This window comes from Lentzea sp. NPDC036949, assembly GCF_055608075.1.
The window spans coordinates 1-19,113 of sequence record NZ_JBVJRA010000020.1; the positions used below are offsets into that span (position 1 = coordinate 1).

At 70.4% G+C, this 19,113-nt stretch carries 21 protein-coding genes; 7 read left to right on the forward strand and 14 right to left on the reverse strand.

Going from position 1 to position 19,113, the window contains the following annotated elements; genetic code table 11:
• Window positions 1-203 precede the first annotated feature (203 nt).
• On the forward strand, window positions 204-368 hold the full coding sequence (locus ACZ7CD_RS35820; RefSeq protein WP_360399267.1) for a hypothetical protein: 165 nt from the start codon (window positions 204-206) through the stop codon (window positions 366-368).
• Between the two features lie 213 nt (window positions 369-581).
• Here the strand turns inward: ACZ7CD_RS35820 and ACZ7CD_RS35825 are convergent, their stop codons facing one another.
• The 5 genes from ACZ7CD_RS35825 to ACZ7CD_RS35845 form a co-directional block, all read right to left on the reverse strand.
• Window positions 582-953 (reverse strand): nucleotide pyrophosphohydrolase, encoded by a 372-nt coding sequence (locus ACZ7CD_RS35825; protein WP_360399264.1) that lies wholly within the window; start codon window positions 951-953, stop codon window positions 582-584.
• A gap of 374 nt (window positions 954-1,327) precedes the next feature.
• On the reverse strand, window positions 1,328-2,227 hold the full coding sequence (locus ACZ7CD_RS35830) for a hypothetical protein (RefSeq protein WP_470380638.1): 900 nt from the start codon (window positions 2,225-2,227) through the stop codon (window positions 1,328-1,330).
• A gap of 104 nt (window positions 2,228-2,331) precedes the next feature.
• Entirely contained in the window at window positions 2,332-3,450 is a 1,119-nt protein-coding gene (locus tag ACZ7CD_RS35835; protein ID WP_470380639.1) for a hypothetical protein, read from the reverse strand.
• A gap of 17 nt (window positions 3,451-3,467) precedes the next feature.
• Window positions 3,468-4,373: a helix-turn-helix domain-containing protein gene (locus ACZ7CD_RS35840; protein ID WP_470375815.1), complete on the reverse strand. Its 906-nt coding sequence runs from the start codon at window positions 4,371-4,373 to the stop codon at window positions 3,468-3,470.
• A gap of 48 nt (window positions 4,374-4,421) precedes the next feature.
• Window positions 4,422-5,054, reverse strand: coding sequence for a hypothetical protein (locus ACZ7CD_RS35845; RefSeq protein ID WP_458433662.1), 633 nt, complete (start codon window positions 5,052-5,054; stop codon window positions 4,422-4,424).
• 48 nt (window positions 5,055-5,102) lie between these two features.
• Between ACZ7CD_RS35845 and vsr the strand changes: the two genes are divergently transcribed.
• Complete coding sequence (vsr, locus tag ACZ7CD_RS35850) at window positions 5,103-5,549, forward strand: DNA mismatch endonuclease Vsr (protein WP_470380640.1); 447 nt, start codon at window positions 5,103-5,105, stop codon at window positions 5,547-5,549.
• Between the two features lie 23 nt (window positions 5,550-5,572).
• Here vsr and ACZ7CD_RS35855 read toward each other — a convergent pair whose 3' ends face one another.
• The 4 genes from ACZ7CD_RS35855 to ACZ7CD_RS35870 all read right to left on the reverse strand — a co-directional run bounded on the left by ACZ7CD_RS35855 (window position 5,573) and on the right by ACZ7CD_RS35870 (window position 10,495).
• Window positions 5,573-8,203 (reverse strand): AAA family ATPase, encoded by a 2,631-nt coding sequence (locus ACZ7CD_RS35855; RefSeq protein WP_470380641.1) that lies wholly within the window; start codon window positions 8,201-8,203, stop codon window positions 5,573-5,575.
• A complete protein-coding gene (locus ACZ7CD_RS35860; protein ID WP_458433659.1) occupies window positions 8,200-9,039 on the reverse strand; it encodes a metallophosphoesterase family protein in 840 nt (279 codons plus the stop codon). The genes ACZ7CD_RS35855 and ACZ7CD_RS35860 overlap by 4 nt, the downstream gene beginning before the upstream one ends.
• 249 nt (window positions 9,040-9,288) lie before the next feature.
• Window positions 9,289-9,645: a peptidase inhibitor family I36 protein gene (locus ACZ7CD_RS35865; RefSeq protein ID WP_360399207.1), complete on the reverse strand. Its 357-nt coding sequence runs from the start codon at window positions 9,643-9,645 to the stop codon at window positions 9,289-9,291.
• A 40-nt stretch (window positions 9,646-9,685) separates the two neighbouring features.
• A complete protein-coding gene (locus tag ACZ7CD_RS35870) occupies window positions 9,686-10,495 on the reverse strand; it encodes a DUF72 domain-containing protein (protein WP_360399204.1) in 810 nt (269 codons plus the stop codon).
• Window positions 10,496-10,512: 17 nt separating this feature from the next.
• On the opposite strand from ACZ7CD_RS35870, the gene ACZ7CD_RS35875 reads away from it, so the two are divergent.
• Window positions 10,513-11,244, forward strand: a complete 732-nt coding sequence (locus ACZ7CD_RS35875) for an arylamine N-acetyltransferase family protein (RefSeq protein WP_458433658.1) — start codon at window positions 10,513-10,515, stop codon at window positions 11,242-11,244.
• Here the strand turns inward: ACZ7CD_RS35875 and ACZ7CD_RS35880 are convergent.
• The 4 genes from ACZ7CD_RS35880 to ACZ7CD_RS35895 form a co-directional block, all read right to left on the reverse strand.
• Complete coding sequence (locus tag ACZ7CD_RS35880; protein WP_470380642.1) at window positions 11,199-12,917, reverse strand: glycoside hydrolase family 5 protein; 1,719 nt, start codon at window positions 12,915-12,917, stop codon at window positions 11,199-11,201. The two genes, ACZ7CD_RS35875 and ACZ7CD_RS35880, sit on opposite strands and share 46 nt — an antisense overlap.
• A gap of 11 nt (window positions 12,918-12,928) precedes the next feature.
• Complete coding sequence (locus ACZ7CD_RS35885; protein ID WP_470380643.1) at window positions 12,929-14,089, reverse strand: McrC family protein; 1,161 nt, start codon at window positions 14,087-14,089, stop codon at window positions 12,929-12,931.
• Window positions 14,082-16,049, reverse strand: coding sequence for an McrB family protein (locus ACZ7CD_RS35890; protein WP_470380644.1), 1,968 nt, complete (start codon window positions 16,047-16,049; stop codon window positions 14,082-14,084). The genes ACZ7CD_RS35885 and ACZ7CD_RS35890 overlap by 8 nt, the downstream gene beginning before the upstream one ends.
• 62 nt (window positions 16,050-16,111) lie before the next feature.
• Complete coding sequence (locus ACZ7CD_RS35895) at window positions 16,112-16,825, reverse strand: DUF72 domain-containing protein (protein ID WP_470380645.1); 714 nt, start codon at window positions 16,823-16,825, stop codon at window positions 16,112-16,114.
• A 72-nt stretch (window positions 16,826-16,897) separates the two neighbouring features.
• On the opposite strand from ACZ7CD_RS35895, the gene ACZ7CD_RS35900 reads away from it, so the two are divergent.
• The 3 genes from ACZ7CD_RS35900 to ACZ7CD_RS35910 are packed head-to-tail and all read left to right on the forward strand — an operon-like array spanning window position 16,898 to window position 18,149.
• Complete coding sequence (locus tag ACZ7CD_RS35900) at window positions 16,898-17,194, forward strand: type II toxin-antitoxin system Phd/YefM family antitoxin (protein ID WP_360399186.1); 297 nt, start codon at window positions 16,898-16,900, stop codon at window positions 17,192-17,194.
• Window positions 17,182-17,592, forward strand: a complete 411-nt coding sequence (locus ACZ7CD_RS35905) for a type II toxin-antitoxin system VapC family toxin (RefSeq protein ID WP_458433652.1) — start codon at window positions 17,182-17,184, stop codon at window positions 17,590-17,592. Before ACZ7CD_RS35900 ends, ACZ7CD_RS35905 begins: the two co-directional genes overlap by 13 nt.
• Window positions 17,593-17,642: 50 nt before the next feature.
• The gene (locus tag ACZ7CD_RS35910; RefSeq protein ID WP_470375823.1) at window positions 17,643-18,149 is read left to right on the forward strand and encodes a DUF2199 domain-containing protein; all 507 of its coding nucleotides are present in this window, start codon (window positions 17,643-17,645) and stop codon (window positions 18,147-18,149) included.
• On the opposite strand, the gene ACZ7CD_RS35915 is transcribed toward ACZ7CD_RS35910, so the two are convergent.
• Window positions 18,100-18,678 (reverse strand): HAD domain-containing protein, encoded by a 579-nt coding sequence (locus ACZ7CD_RS35915; RefSeq protein WP_470380646.1) that lies wholly within the window; start codon window positions 18,676-18,678, stop codon window positions 18,100-18,102. The genes ACZ7CD_RS35910 and ACZ7CD_RS35915 overlap by 50 nt on opposite strands.
• Before the next feature lie 87 nt (window positions 18,679-18,765).
• On the opposite strand from ACZ7CD_RS35915, the gene ACZ7CD_RS35920 reads away from it, so the two are divergent.
• Window positions 18,766-19,083, forward strand: coding sequence for a hypothetical protein (locus tag ACZ7CD_RS35920; protein WP_360399174.1), 318 nt, complete (start codon window positions 18,766-18,768; stop codon window positions 19,081-19,083).
• The last annotated feature ends 30 nt before the right edge of the window (window positions 19,084-19,113 follow it).

The window sequence follows — 19,113 nt, forward strand, 5'->3', positions numbered from 1 at the left end:
GTACTGCACTGGTTACGGTGTGGGAGAGTAGGTCGCCGCCGAACTTAATTTGCCCTGCGGGTTGAGCGCCACAAGCGCTCCCCGCAGGGCTTTTTCGTGTCCCCGCGGAATGCCGGCGCAGTGCGCGGCCGACCGGGTGATGTGCTCCAGGCGAGCGGGTGACGGCCGTCAGGCCCAGGTCGTCCGTCCCTACCGTGATCGCCATGAACGGTCAGTGGGCAGGGGAGGCACCTTTGCGGTGGCGAGCGCGCAGGAGGCGGGGCAGGCACGCCCGCGAACCCGCGCCGTCCTCGCAGTCACTCCTGCCCGCAGTGCTCGGCGTCGTGCTGCTGGTGTGCCTGATCCTCCTCCTGCTGACGTACCTCTAGCGGGACTGCAGCGCGTCGAGCGCATCGGCCTCACCACGCGGGCCGGCGGTCGGCGTCAGAACCCTGGGAACCGCGCCACGTGGTGGCCGCGGAGCCCAGGTCCTCCTGTCGGCGCTGAACACGGGGGCGCCGTTCTTCCGCGCGACGCCGCAGAGGTACCGCACGGAGAACGGCGCTTCGCCCATCAACAGACCAACCGCAGGACCTACCGGCTCAACGCTCACCCTGCTCGACGTTGTCGTCCACGGGAACAGGAACCAGGCTTCCGGTGGGGAACCGCCGCTCGTTGCGCTCGATCTTCGCGAACGCGGCCTCGACGAGGTCGACGCCGAGCTTGTCCGCCAGCCGCGTCAAGTAATGCATGACGTCCGCGAGCTCGTCGCGCACGTTCCAGGCGAGCTGCGGATCGCTCATCGCGTCCTTCGCCTCCTCCGGCGTCAGCCACTGGAAGAGGTCGGTCAGCTCGCCGACCTCTGCGGACAACGCCATGACCAGGTTCTTCGGCGTGTGGTAGCTGTCCCAGTCACGGGCGGCGGCGAACGCGCGCAAGGCGTCCCTCAGGTCCACGAGATCACGCTGACTCATGACCATTGACTACCACGTGGACTGACGAGCAAGTACACAGGTTGACGGAGCATGGAGTGTCCACATCAACGTTGATCAGCTCTGAGTCATGTCAACATCGACGATCAACACATCCGTTCTCGTGCTCGGAGCTACCGGCAAGACCGGCCGCCAAGCCCGCGTCGCGGTCGTCAGCTACGCGGTTCGACTGGTCCACTCCGGACACCTGGGAGCCGTCGCTCGAAGGCACGACCGCGGTGCACGTCGTGCCGCCGGACAACCCGCTCAGCTGGCGGAGACCCGTTCGAAGCTGCCGTGCAGGACCCCGGTGTGGAAGCGCATCTGTCGGATGGTGTGCGGAGGGTGCTCGGCCGGGAACCGCGAACGTTTGCGGACTACCTGGGCAGCAACAGCTTCGCGTGAAGGCCGCGCGTGCCCTCGTTGACGATGATCGCTTCGCAGAGCGCGCGCCCGGTCCGGGCTCGCCACCTCTGCACCATCTCGTAGTAGCGCAGACCGGTGGTGTGGGAGAGCTGGCCGATGCGTTCACCTTCGAGGAGCACTTCGAGCGTGTGCTCGCCCGTGTGCGTTCCCTTGGCGATGCGGCAGTCGCGGAGCTCGGCGATGACGTGGACGGGCGTGCGGCCGTTGACCACCCGGTGCAGCACGTACTGGTGGGCTTCTTCGTCCGTGATGCCGATCTGCTTCTCGGCCGGCAATGTCGGCGCGGTGCCGAGCGCCTCGTGGTCGAGCAGCAACAGCCGCGCGTCGCCCAGGTGCAGGTGCACGCCGAGGTACCGCTGGCCCATGATCCGGGCCGGGCAGGAGCCGACCTCGCCGCGTTCGGCGAGCTGGAGCAGCAGCGGGTAGTAGGTGTACGCGTGGTCGGTGCGCAGGTAGCCGGCGGTCACCGCCGAACCGTCACCGCGCAGCAGGTCGACCCGCACGGCGTGCTCGTCGTGGCGGCCGGCCGGCTCCGGCACGAGCACCGCGGTCGCGGGGATGCCGACGTCGAGGCTGCCCAGGCTGGGCACGGCCGGATCGAGGGCGAACGCGGAGTTGTTCCGCGCCACCTCGGTGATGGCGTCCTGGTGGTGCGCCTCCCCGACGATCGCGACCCGGCCCGCCGTGGACAGGCGGCGGATGCGGGAACGGGTGCGCGTCGGCACGATCGGCTCGACCGAGCCCTTCTTCGTGCCGACGAACATCAGCGCGAACAGTGCGAGACCGATGACGAAGCCCAGCGGGCCGAAGGCAACGGTCAGAACCAGCGCGAGCACAGCGACGGCGATCAAGACTGCGGCGGGCGACGGTTCTGTGCGTTGCTGCATCGTCACGGGCATCCTCCCGACTCAGTGCGCTCGTCACTCTGAGTGTCGGGAAAGCCGGGAGGTGCGTTTCACAGATCGCTCATATGGCCTAACGCAACCGGCGAAGAACTCCAGCCGGTGACCGGAAGGTGACGGGGATCGGGGTCGTCGGCGAGAGGCGAGCGCGGGTTCTCCTCGGCGAGCCGCTGGCTCGTGACGAAGCTCCACCAGGCGCGGGCGGTCCCGTAGCCGATGCCGCCGAACAAGGCCACGCCGATCAGATAACCCCAGCTCGTGGTGAAGACGCGGTACACCGAGAACAACGTCATCGCCGTCGTGAGGGCACTCATCACCAGCAACCAGTGCTGGCCGTTCTGCACCTTCTGCGTGTTGCGCTGGGCCGGGTCGCCATTCAAGCTCCACAGCGGCTTCGCCAGGTCCCACCGACTGCTCTCCAGCGGCGGGCGCGGGTCGGCCTGCGCGCGCACCGCCGCGCGCTCGGTGACCAGGCGACGCAGCTCCTCCGCGTTGTCGCACGGCAGCAACCACTCCTGGCCGCCCCCGATGATCCGCAGCACCGGGCCGGGCGTGACCGTGAGCTCGCTGGAGTTGGCGAACCGCCACACCGCAGGCGTCAGCACGTCCCCCACCTCGACGTGGGTGATCCGGTCGAACCGCAGCGCGACCCGGTTGACCGTGGCCGCCGCGTGCACCGGCGCCGGCAGCTTGTCGAGCAGCAGCCGCCGCGACTGCACCCGCAGCCGCCCACCGCCGCGCAGCCGCACGCCGACCTCGGCCGGTGACCGCCGCACGTCACCGGTGACCGGCCGCGACACGACCCGCGCCGCCAGCCACGCCAGCGTCCATGCCACCAACGGCGCCGCCAGCGCCGCGACCGTGCTCAGCAGCTCGGTGAACCCCGCGGTGATCAGCCCGCCGACCGCGATGCACCCCGACGGCAGCAACGCGATCCGCGGCCACACCGTCGTCGTCCGCCACAACACCACGAACAGCACCAGCGCCAGCGGGATCGGCCAGAACCCGTCGTACTCGGTGAGCCGCTCGGTCAGCTCCGCGCCGACGTCGAACGGGGTGTCCCGCCACCGCCGCAACGTGTACGCGGACAGCAGCTGACAGGCGATCGGCACCCCCGCGGCACTGGCGACGAGCAGCGGTGCGGCCACCAGGTACCGCAGGAACGTCAGCATTGCTTCCCCCAGGCGTGTCAGTGCACCAGGGTAAGGCGTGCCCGGCGCACCGGTCCCGGTTCTCCGCCACCCGGCAACGCGGTCAGCACCAACCCGACCACGAGCCCGTTGAGGTCCTCCAACCCCAGCGTCAGCTCGCGTGCCACCTGGTGCGGCGTCGTGCCGTTCTCCCGCAACGCCCGGAACACCTTGGTGAGCAGCTTCGACGTCTCCCGCCGCGGCATGCCCTCCGTCTCGGCCGGCACGGTGGCGACGCCACGCGCACGCTCGTCGAACGTCTTCTTGTCCACGTGCCAGTGCCGGTGGTGCGTTCCCCGCAGCTGACCGGCGGGCAGCAGGAACTCCGCGGCGAACTCCCGCGCGTCCTCGTGCCCGAGCAACGTCCCCAGCTCCGCCGCCGCGTCGAACCGCGCCCGCTCCGCCGTCGTCGCCGGGCTGAGGAACACGTACGGCGTCCCGTTGTGCCAGCACGAGAACGCGCCGACGTCCGGGCAGTCCACCGAGAACACCCGCACACCGTGGAACTCCAGCAGCTGCACCATGTTCGGCGCAGGCCCGGTGCTCATCCGCCACTGCCGGCGCACCTCACCCGGACCGGTCCGCGGCCGCGGCAGGTTCGGCTGCGGCAGCACGAACATGCGCTCCAGCCACCCGCTGAACTCGATCGCCAGCTGCGCCACGCACACCGCTTCAGGCCGCGTCGTGCTGATCGACTGCGGCAACGCCGGCTCGGGCGCGCTCAGGAACGTCGCCGGGAACCCGAGCGCCGTCGCGAGCACCTCCCGCGTGGCTGGCGCCGGCCTGCGCTGCCCGCGCTCGTACTCGATGACCGCGCTCGTCGTCAGCCCCGCCTTGCGCGCCAGCTCGGCCGCGGTGAGACCGCGCCGGGTACGGGCGAGCGTGAGTCGCGACGGCGTGAACATGATCCGGTCATTCTCACCGCTCGCTCAGCGTGGTGCCACGCGGGGCGGCTATCGGCGGAACGCGACGGAGAAGTCCACCTCCTCCGGTCCGTCGACGTTGGGAGCCTTGAGCTGTGGGAACTCCATCGGCGGCAGCGGGATGCGGTGCGCCCACCGGTCGATCACCTGGTTCTGCGGCGTCGGCTCGGGCTGCGACACCTCGCGCAGCACCACGAGCCGGTCCTCCAGCTGCAGCGGGTAGGTGACCAGGAACCACAGCTTCAGACCCTCGTTGCGCGCGCTCTCGAACAACGCGAACTGGTCGTGGTCGTTGTCGCGCATCATCGCCGCGATCGCGGGCCCCTTCGCGTAGTCGCTGCGCAACGGCGCGTCCGGTGACCCCGTGCCGCGGTTGCCCTGCATCGCGCCGAGCAGGATCGGCCGCGACGGGTGCCTGACCAGGCCCGCGTTCCACTGGTCGAGCCGCTCCCAGCCCTCCGCCGCCAGCAGCTGCCGCAGCGTGCCGACCCGGTGGATCCAGTCGAGCAGCCCCGGCGCGTTCGTCGGCCCGAACGGGGGCGACGCGGCGCGCGCGTCGATGCCGGCGGTGATGGCGCGGTCCAGGACCGCGAGGCGCAGGCCCAGCTCGGCCAGCCGCTCGTCGGCGGTGGGGGTGAGCTTGCGGAAGGCGGCGTTGGTCATGGGACGACGGTAGCGCCGGGGTCTGACAATTTCGGGACACCGCACGTCGTGTACCGCTACGTCGACGCTGGTCCGGCCCCGAGCGCCACCTCGGAGGCGACGTCGCGCACCATGCGCCGGACCCGCCGGACGGGCACCGCTCCGGAGCTCGCCGTGCGGCGGGCGCTGCACCGGCGCGGGCTGAGGTACCTCGTCGACGTCGTCGCACCGGGCACCAGCCGGCGCCGACGCGTCGACGTGCTGCTGCGGGGCGCCAGGATCGCGTTGCTCGTCGACGGGTGCTTCTGGCACTCGTGCCCGGAACACGGCCGGGTGCCCAAGGCCAACCGCGAGTGGTGGCAGGTCAAGCTGCACGGCGTGGTCGTGCGGGACCGCGACACCGACGCGCAGCTCGCCTCCGCCGGCTGGCTCGTCGTCCGCGTGTGGGAGCACGAGGACCCGGAAGAGGCGGCGGACCGCGTCGCCGCTCTTGTCGCCGCACGACGGAACGCATGACCGCCCAGGGCGCACCGGGCGGGTCAGGCGGCCACCGGCGTCAGCTGGTGCAGCACGTCGCGGTCACCCAGCCGTTCCCGGGCCCACTCCACCACCGCCGTCTCCTGGGCGAACACCACGATCTGCCGGTCTACCGACAACCGCAGCAGCAGGTCCAGCACCGCACGCGTGCGGGTGTCGTCAGCCTGCACGGTCACGTCGTCGAGCAGCAGCGGGCACGGTTCGGTGGCCAGGTGCTGGGCCAGTGCGACCCGCAGCAGCAGGTAGACCTGCTCCGCCGTGCCCAGGGACAGGCGGGAGGCCTGGTGCCACGACTCCGAGGCCGCGCGCACCCGCACGGTCAGCGAGGCGGAGTCCACGGCGGCGTCGACGTAGCGGCCCCCGGTCACGGTCGGCAGCCAGGTGCGGAGCGTGTCCTCCAGGGCCGGTGCGATGGTGCTGTGGACCTTGTCGCGGGCCGCGGTCAGGTACTGCAACGCGAGGGTGACGGCCTCGACCTCGGCGGTGATCTCGGCGACGGTGGAGCTCGCCGCCTGCACGGCCTCCTCGGCTTCCGGGACGCTGGGCAGGGTGCGCGCCAGCTCGGTCACAGTGGCGGCGAGGGAGTCCGCCGAGGCGGCCAGTGCCGGGTCGACCGGGCCGCAGGCGGCGTAGCGGCGGGCGGCTTCGAGCAGGGTCGCGTGCAGGGACTGGGCCGCCGACAGGGAGGTCTCCATGTCGTCCAGGCTCTCGGCGGCGAGCAGGGTGGTGAGCTCGGCCCAGGCGTTGCGCTCGTCCTCGGCCTCGCGCAGCAGGCGGTCCCAGCCGCGTTGCCAGTCGGCGATGGCGCGCAGCAGGTCCTCCGGGCGCTCGCCGGAGCCGCCGATCGCCTGCACGGCGGCGCGGAGCAGGTCCAGGGCGTTCGAGCGGGCCGCCACGGCCTCGGCGACGGTGGCCTCCGCGACGCGGCGGTCCTCCAGCGCCGCGGCCAGCAGGGGGCGTTGGGCGGCCAGCAGCGCCTGGCGGGAGCGGACCTTGCAGTCGGTCTCGTAGTCCACCAGCAGGTCGGGCACGGACATCGCCGGCTCGACCTTGCCGCGGGCGCCCAGCTCCGCGCGGACGGCCTCCTCGGTGCGGGCCACCTCGGTGAGCAGGTCGGCGTGCTCGGCCTCCCACACGGCGCGGTTCGCCAAGCGCCACAACGTCTCGCGGTCCGCGGGGACACCCAGTGCGGCGCACTCGGCCGCGGCGTCGTCGTGCAGGCGCACGGCCTCCAGCGCGACGCCGCGCTGACCCTCGGCCTCGGCGAGGGCGCGGTCGGCGGTGAACAACGCGGCGCGGGCCTCGGAAACCGCGGACGCGCGCTCGGCGGCGAAGGCGACCGCCGCCTCACGGGCCGGTGCGTCGCCACGGGACAGGAAACCGCCGACACCGGCCACGACGGCCGCCACCAGGACGCCCGCCGCCGCCAGGGGCTGACCGATGACGACGAGCAGCAGGGCGACCAGCAGCGTCAGGCAGCTCAACGCGACAAGAGCGTTGCGCAGGAACGGGTTCGGCATCGCGATCTCCTGCACGTGCGCGGCCGCCACATCCGCCTCGACCTGGGCACGCGCCGCGCCGGCCGACGCCCCCTCCTGCACCTGCCGGGCCGTGTCCACCGCGAGTGACGCCGTCGTGAGCCGGGCGCCGCTCGCGGGGTCGATGCGCGTGGCCAGCCCGCGCAGCTGATCGGGGGTGGCGGTGGTGGTGACGGCCGGGTGGCGTTCCTGGTGCGCGGCGGCGACCGCGGCGGCCACCTCGTACGCACCGGCGACCACGCGCAGCTCGTCGTCGACGGCCGTCTCGCCGTCCGGGCGCGCCGGCAACGCCTCCAGCTCGTCCTCCAGCGTGGCGGCGGACGGACCGGTCAGCGTCCGCGGTGCCGGTGCGGCGCGCCATGCGGCCATCGCCCGGTTCACCGCGGCGGCGAGCTCCTCCTGGGCGGCCAGACCGGAGGGCGGCGAGTCGCCGAAGCGGTCCTGCAGCTCGCGGACACGGGCGATCCGCGCGGCCAGCGCCTCCAGCTCGGTGGCGTGCTCCTGCACGGTCACGCGGGCGCGCGCCGCGCAAGCCTGCCGGGCCCGAGCGCTCAGCTCCACGTACCGGGTGTGCTCGCGGCGGGCCACGGCGAGGTCGGTCTCCGCCTCCCGCAAGCGGTTGCGGGCCTTCTGCAAGGCCTCGGCGGGCACGACGAGCCGTTCCAGCGCCTGCTCGACGGTCCCGTCCGCGCCCGCGGTGGCGGCGGCCCGGCGCAGGTGCTCCTGCAGGCCGTCGGCCGAGTCCAGCACGGACAGCAGCTGCGCCTGGTCGACGCACGCGGTCGCGGCGAACGAGCTGCGGTCCATGCCCACCCGGCGTGCGACGTCGAGCGCGCTGTCGTCGTTCAGGTCGCGGTCCACGGTCAGCGTCTCACCGGACTCCAGCGCCACGGTCGCCGCCACCCGCCACGACTCGCCCTCCCAGGGGCGGTGGCGTGCGGCCGGCGCCCCGCACAGTGCCGCGCGGATCGCCGCGTGCCACGACGACTTCGCCGACTCGTTCACGCCCGACACCACGGTCATGCCCGGTGCGAGCGGCAGCGTGCGGTCGTGCAGCGGCCCGAAGGCGTGCGCGGTGACCGACTCGATCCTCATCGTTCCTCCAGGGCGCGCAAGCCGGTCATCAGCACACGGCTGCGCAACGCCACGTCCAGAGCGGGGTCCGCCAGCACGTCGCGCACGAACTGGCCGCGCACGGTCCGTTCGGCGGCAACGGAGTCGAAGTCCAGCGACGGGAACGCCTCGGACGCCTCCGCCGGCAGCCCGAGCGACCGCGACGCCGACACGTCGAACACCTCGCGCGACACCGTGCCGTCGTCGTGCACGGTGCACATCACCGCGCCGCGTTCACCGGTCTCGCCCGGCGTCAACGGGTCCGGGTTGCCAGGGAAGGTGTGGCGGGTGGCGTGCTCGGGTGTGTGCACGTGCCCGAGGAACGCGTGGTCCAGCCCGGTGATCGCGACGTCACCGGGCGTGGAACCGTGGCACAGCGCCAGGTTCACGCCGGACCGGTTGACCGTGAACCCCTCCAGGAGGTCGCGCGTCGGACCGGGACCGACGTGCGCGGCGCCCCACAGCGTCACGCCGTCGGCCAGCGCCACCGGGGTGAAGCAGCCAGAGGTGAACACGTGCACGTTGGGCGTCCAGTCCACCTGCTGGTAGACCGACTCCGCGCCGTACCAGTCGTCGTTGCCCGGTGCCAGGTAGACCGGCACCGAGCAGTCGAACGCGCCGCGCAGGAACGCCGCGGTGCCGGGGGAGCAGCGGTCGTGCTCGTACAGGTCGCCCGCGCACAGCACCGCGTCGACCGACTCGGTCTCCGCGAGCTCGACGATGTGGCCCAACGTGTCGCGCAACGCCTGGCGCCGCGCCGGACCGGCGCTCGCGAAGCGCGTGTCCAGGTGCAGGTCCGCGAACAGCAGCAGTTTCACCGGATGCCTTCAGGGGAGGTCGATCGTGCCGGACGGGGTCGGGGTGGGCTCCAGCACGTGAGGTGAGGTCGTCTCGGGCCAGTCGGCCGGCCATCGGTTCGAGCAACCCGGCTTCACCCGCCACGGTCACGTTTCCTCCAGCTGCCACCACTCGATAGGGCGGCAACTTAGGCACCAAATAAGGCCTACTGGCGGGTACTCACACGATCGAGTGGTGTTACCCAGGGTGACTAAAGTACCTCGGGCTGATCAAGGCCCCCACACCTCGACCGCCCGGATGACGAAGTACGCGTCCGGCACGTAGGTGCCGTGCTTCGGATACGTGGTGAACTCGGCCTCGGTCGAGCAGTTCTCCCGCTGGTAGACGCTCGCGTCCCTGCTCAGGCGGTTGGCGAAGGACCGGCCGACCACGTTCAGCGTGATGCACTCGCCGGGGTTCGCGGTCTCCAGGTCGAGGCGCTGGACCGTCCCCGTGTAGTCCGGCCCCGCCCACACGCAGAACTCGCCCTTGTCACAGGACTTGTCACTCTGCGCTACAGCGATCCCACTGGAGGCAACCGCGCCCGCAGTGACCGCCAGGGCGGCGATGAGGCTCTTCGTCGACATGGGCGCACCTCCGTCGGGAAAGAGTGTGCGGCCATTCGGCTCAGTCGGCCAGCCGATCTTGAAGCGCCATCGCGTCCCGCGGCGCGTACGCCTTCGCGTCGTTGTCGAAGTAGACGAACACGTCGCCGTGCTCCCGCCACTTCCTGATCTTCTCCGCCCACTCGTCGAGGCCCTCGTCGGTGTAGCCGCTGACGTAGAGCTCGTCGTGGCCGTGCAGCCGGACGTAGGTGAAGCCGGCGGTGACCTCCTCGATCAACGGGTACCTGCCGGCCGCGTCGGCGATCACGAGCGCGATGTCGTGGCGGCGCAGCAGGTCGAGGAACTCCGGCGTGGCGTAGCTGTCGTGGCGGATCTCCAGCGCGTACCGCATCGGCCGGTCGGCGTCGGTGGTGGTGTGCGCCGGGTCGACGCGGTGGTCGTGCCGCTGCGCGACCTCCGCTGCCTCGGCGGTGGTGCGGGGCAGGGCCGCGAAGAAGTGCGTCAGCAGCTCGGCGTCGTAGCGCAGCGTGGGCGGCAGCTGCCAGAGGACCGGGCCGAGCTTGGGCCCGAGCGCGAGGACTCCGGACGCCAGGTAGTTGGCGAGCAGGTCGTTGCCGTCCTTGAGCCGCTTCATGTGCGTGATGAACCGGCTGCCCTTGACGGCGAACACGAAGTCGTCCGGCGTCTCCGCGGCCCACCGCTGGTAGCTGGACGGGCGTTGCAGCGAGTAGAAGGAGCCGTTGACCTCCACCGAGCCGAGCCTCTCGCTCAGGTAGGCCAGCTCGCGCTTCTGCGTGACGCCCTTGGGGTAGAACTTGCCGCGCCAGGGCGGGTAGACCCATCCCGAAGTACCGATCCTCACCTCACCCATGCGGCTATCGTGACACGGTGGACGCCTACCTACAGCGCATCGGTGCCTCGCGGGACTCGTCGCTGGCGCAGCTGCAGGAGTCGCACCTGCGCAGCGTTCCGTTCGAGAACCTCTACACGCACATGGACATCCGGATCGTGCTGGAGATCCCGTGGCTGTACGACAAGGTAGTGGTGCAGCGGCGGGGCGGGTTCTGCTACGAGCTCAACGGGTTGTTCGCGGAGCTGTTGCGGCACCTGGGACATCACGTCGACCTGCTGGCCGTGCGGGTCTTCGGCGGTGAGGAGCTCGGGCCGCCGTTCGGCCACCTGACGCTGCTGGTGGACCACGAGTGGCTGTGCGACGTCGGCTTCGGCGCGTTCACGCTGCACCCGTTGCGGTGGGACTCGCGCGAGGAGCAGCAGGACCCGCACGGGCTCTACCGCCTGGTCGACCACGGTGACGACGTGGACGTGTACGAGGAGGACCGGCTGCGCTACCGGGTCGAACGCCGGCCGCGCGAGCTGGCCGAGTTCGTGCCGGCCTGCTGGTGGCAGCAGACCGCGCCGGAGTCGCACTTCCGGGTCGCGCCGCGGGCGACGGTCCTGACACCGCACGGGCGCAAGACGCAGACGGACCAGAAGCTCGTGGTGACCACCCGCGGCTGCCGGGTCGACTCGCCGGTGGACGACCCCGCAGCCGCGTTCCTGGAGAACTTCGGGCTTCACTTCCGGCAGAGCAGCGCGTCCGGCGTCCTGCGCCAGTCGTAGGCGACACCGGCGATGTGCTCGTCCTGGGCGCACTGCCCCTTGTAGTGCCCGTTCGCCCAGTCACCGCCCTGGTCCGGCCGGTTGTCACCGCGGTCGAACCACAGCACGCGCGTGCTCGTGCCCTGCGCCACGGGCGCGCAGACCAGCGTGAAGTTCGCGTACCCGACGGCGGCGCCGCCCTGCGGGCACTGGAGCTTCGTGTAGCCGGCGGCCCAGTCGTTCGTGACGTGCCGCTCGTCGGTGACGCGCGTGGTCGTGCTCCACTGTGGACCGCTCACGCACAGGCCGCGGTTGCCGGTGTGGCTGATGCCGACGAGCTTCTGGCTCTGCGGGCAGGACTCCTTGACGAGCTGGTTCCAGCGGGTCTCGCGCGGGACCTGCCCGCTGCGGCTCGGCGCGGTGACGAGCCGGTTCCACGCGGACGCGCGCCAGTCGTCACCGTCGTTGACGCCCATGCGGTTGCCGTTGGCGTCCCAGTGCAGCAACGCCCATCCGTTGCCGCGCCGGTTGTCGTGGAACCCGACCAGCGGCCAGTAGGCGAAGTCCGTGTCGGTGGCCACGAGGTGGTCCACGAACCGCTCGAACCAGTCGCGTGCCCTGGGGTTCGACTCCTCCCGGCCACCGACGCCGAACTCGCTGACCCACAACGGCGCGGTGAAGTGCTTCTGCGCCTCGGTGATGAAGAAGGCCTGCCGTTGCAGGACGTTGACGTGCTCCTGCGGTGAGAGGTCCTGGTACCGCGGGTCGGTCGTCTCGCCGATCCCGGTGGCACCGCTGTGGTTCGGTCCGGTGTAGCCGTAGAAGTGGGCGGAGTACACGAGCTTCTCGGGGTTCGCGAGCGTGTGGCTGAGGAACCGGGCGGGCTCCAGCGTCGGCCGTCCGTGTGCGAAGCCGTCGACCGGGATGCCGGTCCAGTTGATGCCCTCGACGATCACCAGCAGGTCCGGGGCGGTCTGCTGGATGCGGTCCGCGGCCTGCTGCGCGGCCTTGTGCCAGTCGTGGTCGTTGCCCCAGCCCCAGTTCGGGTCGTCCCAGACGTTGCGGCGCACCTCGTTGTACAGATCGGCGCCCACGACCCGTTTGTCGTCCTTGTAGCGGTTGGCCATGAACGCCCAGTCGGTGATCCACTGGTCCGTGCTCTGGCTGGTGTTCCACCGCTCGTTGCCGTCGACCCCGCAGCACCACCGCGACGTGGTGGTGTGGTTGTTGAGGATGACGGCGAGGTCGTTGCGCGTCAGCTCGGCGACCACGGCGTCGTAGACCTGCAGGGGCGTCTTGCCGTTGAGCTGCGCGTCCTTCAGGCCGTTGACGGGACGGGTGTCCTTGATCATCTGGTTGGAGAACGGCAACCGGACGCTGTTGACGCCGATCTCCTTGAAACCGCTGACGATCGTGGCCATCGTCGTGCGGTCGAGGCCGAGCGGGACCTGGTCGGCCTTCTCGCCCGCGTGGTGGGTGGCGGGGTCGTTGACGTCGCCGGAGCCGTTCCAGGTGCCGCTGGCCCCGTGCCAGTTGCCGGACCTGAGCTTGAAGCGGTCACCGTGGGCGTCGACGATCCACCGGCCCCGGGTGCTGAGGGGACCGGTCCAGGTCGCCTCGTCCGCTCGTGACTGAACGGGCGCCACGAGACTCGCGGCCAGGAGCAGGGGAGCCAAGACGCGAATTGGTTTCATGTCTGAACAGGCTAGCGGTGAAGCAGGCCCTGCAGGGTCGCGGAATTCTCTTCGGGCCGTGCTGAGACGTCCACGCCGATCACGTCGATGGCCGCGATCCGGCGGCCCAGGTGCTTGACGTCGATCGTGCGCTTCGCGGTCGGGGCCATCGACGGGTGCACGATGACCGCGCGCGGGTCGTGGGGCTGGTAGGCGTGGGCGTAGGTCAGCAGCTGGTGGACGTCCTCACGGGTGACGGCACGCCGGTCGTAGTCCTTCCACTTCGCGTCGACCGGCAGCCGTTCGGCCAGGGCGTCCGGGCGGTAAGGCCGCGCCCGGTCGCCGTACCGGTGCACCATGACCCCTTCGATCGTCGCCGGGCTGCCGACCATCCGGTGCACCACTCGTTCCCACACCTTCTCGATCACCAACAGGTGCGACTCACCGACCAGCGTGCGCGGCAGGAACAGCTCCGAGACGCCGCCGGCCCTGAGCACCACCTCGGCCCACGCGTGCGCGGCCCGGTACCGGAGGTTCAGCCGGTTGTGCCGCGACCTGGCGAGCGTCGAGCGGGCGACCTCGGCAGTGCAGAGCGGGAACTCGGTGGAGAGCTGCCTGGCCTGCTGGCGGAGCTTCGCGGTGGTGGCGGTCTTCGCGGCGTGCCGCAGAGCGGCGCCGCACACCTCGTTCTCCCAGATCTGCACGGTGCGGTCGAACGTGCGGACGTGCAGCCGGTCGAGCATCCCGAAGCGGTGGGTGGCTTGGCGGGTGAGGTCGAGCCTGCCCCGGACAGCCGCCTCGACGGTCTGTCGCGGCTGGTAGTCCTTGCGCAGTTGGTCGCGCAGCAACGTCCGGCACTCGTCGAGCAACGCTTCGACCGCCATGTCCGGGAAGTAGTCCCCGTCGGCGTCCCACCCGCGCCGTTGCGACGAGACCGGGTGGTCCCGGTTCGCCGCATAATGCAGCCAGTGCAGCAACATCTCGCCGCTCACCGGAACCTTCGGCTCGATGACCAGGTCGGCGTTGTCCAGCTTGAGGAGGCCGACGACCTTGCGGACGGTCAGGGTCGTGCCCTTGGCGGTCGGGCGTGGCGTGAAGTACTTCCTCAGCTCCGGGCCGTCCAACTTGCGCAGATCCGCTTCGGTGAGCTCGAAGTCCAGCAGGGTCGTGTGCTGCTCACGGAACTTATTCATTCGTGTCCGCGTCCGCGCTGAACTCCTTCGCCAGCACCTCCAGCAGGTCACCGGGAGTGGTCTCCGGGCCGACCTTGGCCTTGCCGAGGACCGCTTCGAGGAGGACCTGGTCGTTGCTCGTGCAGTCCTCCAGCAACGGCAGCACGTCGTGGAAGTACACCGAGTGGACGTCGCGCTCGTTGTCGAGCGGTTTGTCGTCGCGCAGGAAGAACGCGTGCCCGATCTCGTGGTCGGGGCTGAGGTGTTCGGCGATCCGGCCGTTGAGCTCGGTCAGGAAGACCCCGAGCTCAAGAGGGCCCACCGCGCCCGCGATGACCTCGTAATCGGTGCGCACGGGCTGGAACTCGAACCGCCTGCGGATCGCGGCGTCCAGGTGGGAGACGCTGCGGTCGGCGGTGTTCATGGTGGCGATGATGTAGACGTTCGCCGGAACGCTGAACGGTTCGTCCCCTGTCGAGAGTTGGAACTCCTTGCCGCGCTTGTCCTTCTCCAGGTAGGTGACCAGCTCGCCGAGCACCCGCGGCAGGTCCGCGCGGTTGATCTCGTCGATGACCAGGACGTGGTTCGGCTCGTTCCGCGCCCGCTCGCAGACCCGGTAGAACACGCCCTTGGCGAGTGTCAGCGACAGACCGCCACCCTCCGTCTCGGTCGGCCGGTAGCCGAGGACGAAGTCCTCATAGCCGTAGGACGGGTGGAACGTCGTGTGCGTGACCCGGTCGCCGGCGAACTCCGCCGCCGCGGCGAAGGCCAGCCGGGTCTTGCCGGTACCCGGCGGGCCGAAGAGGACGACCTGGTTCTTGCGTTCCAGGCCGCGGATGACGTCCTCGACGTCCTCCGGCACCGGAACGGGTTGGGCGGCCGCGCCGGGGACGGCTTTCGCGCTGATGGTGTTCCACAGTGCCGGTCGCACCGGCGCGAACGTGCGGAGCCAGGCTCCGACCGGCGCGTCGAGATCCTGTTCGTACGAGGGGTCCCAGTCGACCGAGACGGTGTGGCGGTAGTGCTCGATCCCCGGGTCGTAGCGGTAGCCGCGGTCGGTGACGGTGCCGACGGCGAGCACCTTCGACTTGCCCTGGTTCGCGATGACCTTCGCGCCCGCCGGGAGATCGCGGAAGTACTGGAACAGCCGGGTCGCGCTCGCGCGGTGGGACTGCGCGGACTTGTCGGGGTACTCCTCGGCGAGCGCGAGGGCGAGTTCTCCGCCGGTCGTGTACTGCCTGAGGTCACCGACCCGGTCCCAGCCGACGCGGATCACCTCGTCCCGCAGGCACTCGTCCCAGTACCGGCCGCCACGTCCAGGCGCGATCTTGATGATCGTCTTGGCGGAGACGGGTGCGAGGAAGTGCTCGTGCAGGTAGCGGACGACCTCGGCGTACTTCCAGCGCCGGAGCACCGGATGTGCGTCAACCGCCTCCCTCAGCTGGAGGTTGAGCTCCCACACCAGGCCGTTGGAGGTCGGGGTGTGACCGAGGAGCTGGATGACTGCACGCAGGTCCGCCGCCGAGTAGATCGGCAGGTAGGACTCCGGCGCGTAGGTGTGAAGCGCCTTGGTGACAAGTGACTGCCCGTGGCGCAGGAGCGGTGCCTCTGCGAAATCACCGTCGAGCAGCGCCTCCACGAGCTGGTCCCTCAACACCGTCCACGACCTCTCCGGCGCGGAGAAGCCGCGAGAGCCTGCGGTGTACCACTCCTGGCTGCGTTCGCGCCGGAAGATGACGTACTTGGCGAAGCTCCCGCCCTTGATGTTGCCCAGGTGCGGGGTGCCGTCCTCCATCGCCGCGCAGAACGACGGTTCACCCGTGCCGATCGCGAAGCGTTCCAGTGGCAGCTGTGTCCACTCGTTCAGCGGGTGGTCGGCGACCACCTGCTCACGTTCGCGCTCGGCCAGTTCCAGCTCGTCGTCCATCTCCGGCTTGGGATGGGTCTCCAGAGCTGTGGTCAGGTGGTCCAAGCCGGGCACGAATGCTCCTCACGACGGCGGGCCTTCGGGAAGAGCATCGAACATCAGGGCCGGAATGTTCCTCAACGCCGCGCTTCGGATGTGCACCTGGCCATGAGAGCGAGTGCGTTGCTGGGCGCGGCGCCGTGCATCGTGTTGTCGAAGTACACGTAGGTGTCGCGGTCCCACTCCTCGACCTTGCGCGCCCACTCGTCGAGCTGCTCCTCGCTGTAGGAGCTGATGTACAGCTCGTCGTGCCCGTGCAGCCGCACGTAGGCGAAGTCCGCGGTCACGGCCTCGATGCACGGGAACGTCGGCGCGTCCGACACCACGTGGGCGATGTTGTGCGCGTGCAGGAGGTCGAAGTAGGCGTCGGTGCGGAACGACTCGTGGCGCGGTTCGAGGGCGTGCCGGCCCGGTGGCAGCGCGGCGAGGAAGTCCTGCAGCAGGCCGCGGTCGAAGCGCAGGGACGGTGGCAGCTGCCAGATGATCGGGCCCTGCTTGTCGCCGAGGGCGAGGGTGTCGGTGAACGCCTTGAGCGCGTCCTCGGTGTGGCGCAGGCGTTTGTCGTGCGTGATCAGCTTCGGGCCCTTCACGGCGAACGTGAAGCCGGCCGGGGTCTCGGTGGCCCACTTGCGGTAGTAGGCGGGTGGCTGGAGGCGGTAGAAGGAGCTGTTGACCTCGATCGTGGCGACGTGGGAGGCCAGGTGGGTCAGCCACAGGCGTTGGGGGATGCCGCGGTAGAAGCCGTCGCGCCACTCGGGGTAGCGCCAGCCCGACGTGCCGATTCTGATCACGGAAGCGGGGTAACCGCGGCGGGCTGTAGCTACTCCGTAGCGCTTTTTGGGCAGAAGTGCTACGTTGGTGCTATGTCGCCCACTGCTATCGGACAACGGCAGCTCCGCAACGACAACGCGGAGATCATGCGGCGGGTCGAGGCGGGGGAGAGCTTCGTCGTCACCCGCAACAACAAGCCGGTCGCCCAGCTGTCGCCGTACCGGGTCGACGTGAGGTGGCACGAGCAGCCGCGGGTGCGGCTCGGTGCCGTGCAGGACGCGTTCCGGCAGCTGCCGGCGGTGGACGCGGAGCGCTGGGAGGCCGACCGGCGTGCGGCCGACGAGGTCTTCGGTGAGGACGACCCGGCGGACGACCCGTGGCAGAGGTGAACCGGGCCCTGCTCGACACGGGCGTGGTGATCCGCCTTGAGCACGTCGACCTGGGGCCGTACGTGCAGGCGCAGCCGTTCCTGAGCGCCGTCACGATCGCGGAGCTGGCGTTCGGGCTCGACACCGACGACCCGGTGGAGCGGTTCGCGCGCACCGAGCGGTTCTACGCCGCGCAGCAGCAGTTCGAGGTGCTGCCGTTCGGCCTGGAGGAGGCCAAGCTCTACGGGCAGATGGCGTCGCTGGTGCGCAGGGCGGGGCGCTCGCCCCGGCCGCGGCGCATGGACCTGCAGATCGCCGCGACCGCGGCCGCCGCGGGGATGCCGGTGCTGACCATGAACGTCAAGGACTTCGCGGACCTGGACCGCCTCGTCGAGGTCGTGCCGGTGCGCCAGGCCTGAACATCGCCAAAAGCCGTTTGAGACGCAACGTTCCCCTCTAGGCTGCCCGCATGTCGGTCACGAAGGGCTTCACCTGCACCTGCTGCGGTCAGGAACACGGCGGTCTGCCGTTCGCTCAGCTGCTGGCCGCGCCGGCCTACTGGTCCGATGAGCTCGCGGGAAAACCCGGCAACGTCCTGGGCGACGAGATGTGCGTGATCGACAACGAGCACTTCTTCGTGCGCGGCCGCATCGTGCTGCCGGTGCGTGACGCCGACGAGAACTTCGAGTGGGGCGCCTGGGTGTCGTTGTCGAAGGACAACTTCGCGCGCATGGGCGAGGTGTTCGACGACCCCGGCCGTGTGCACGAGCCGCCGTACTTCGGCTGGTTGTCGGTGGCCCTGCCCGGTTACGAGCCGACGACGCTCAACCTCAAGACCAACCTGCACACGCAGGAGCGCGGCATCCGGCCGATCATCGAGCTGGAACCCACCGACCACCCGCTCGCGGTGGAGCAGCGCGAGGGCATCACCGTCGCGCGCGTCCAGGAGTTCGCGGAGTTCGCCCTGCACCGGTGACACCGGTGGCTTCGGTGGTTTTGGTGGTGCCGGTCAGGAACGTCAGCACCTGCTCCAGGTGGTCGATCCCGATGCCGGTCCGTGCGGGGACCGGTACCAGCAGCGTGCCGGGTCGTGCCGCCGCCCATTCGGCGTCCCGCCGCTGGAACTCGTCGTCCAGCCACGCGATCTGCCGTTCACCGGCCCACGCCGTGATCGCCGGGACCTTGCCGTGCCGGCCGTCGTGGTGCTCCGACCCGCGGCCGCCGAAGTCGATCCACTCCAGCTCGGGCAGGCCCAGCCGGGGCCCGATGAACTTGTTCGCCTCGTGTTCCCACGTCGTCGCCCACACCAGGTCCGCGCCGGTCGCGGCGGCCAGTGAGAGCAGCCACGGCCCGTGCGACGGGTCGCGCCACACCCGCAGCGGGCGGTGGAAACCCGCGGGGCGCAGGCGATGGGTGTGGTAGCCGGCGGGACGGCGGGTCGGTTTCGCCGCGTACGGGTTCAGCGGCCCGTCGACGTCGACCAGGATTGCGGGTCGCGGGAACATGACGTGATCGAAACATCCCGAACGCTAATGATCCCGCGAATCATCCCGAACGCTAATGATCCCGCGAATCATCCCGATACGGGTCACATGACTCTCGCGGAGATCGTGACATCGGGGACAGCGGCCCACGTGCGGGCCGCGCTCGAACGGCAGCTCGACGGTGCGCTGGTGGAGGTTCCCGAGGAGGACGGCTCGCCGCGCAGGGCGTTCAGCGAGGCGTTGCGCAGGGCGTTGATGCTGCGGCAGAAGCACCCGTTCGACGTCGTCGCGCTCGGCCTGCCGGACCTGCTGCGGTACCGGGACCTGGTGGCGGGGTCCGAGGTGACGTTGCGGGCCACGAACATCGACGCCTATTTCATCCGGCCGGACGGCAGCGTGGAGCATTACCGGCCCGAAACGGAGTGAAGCCCGGCCCCCGCGGAAGGGGAGCCGGGC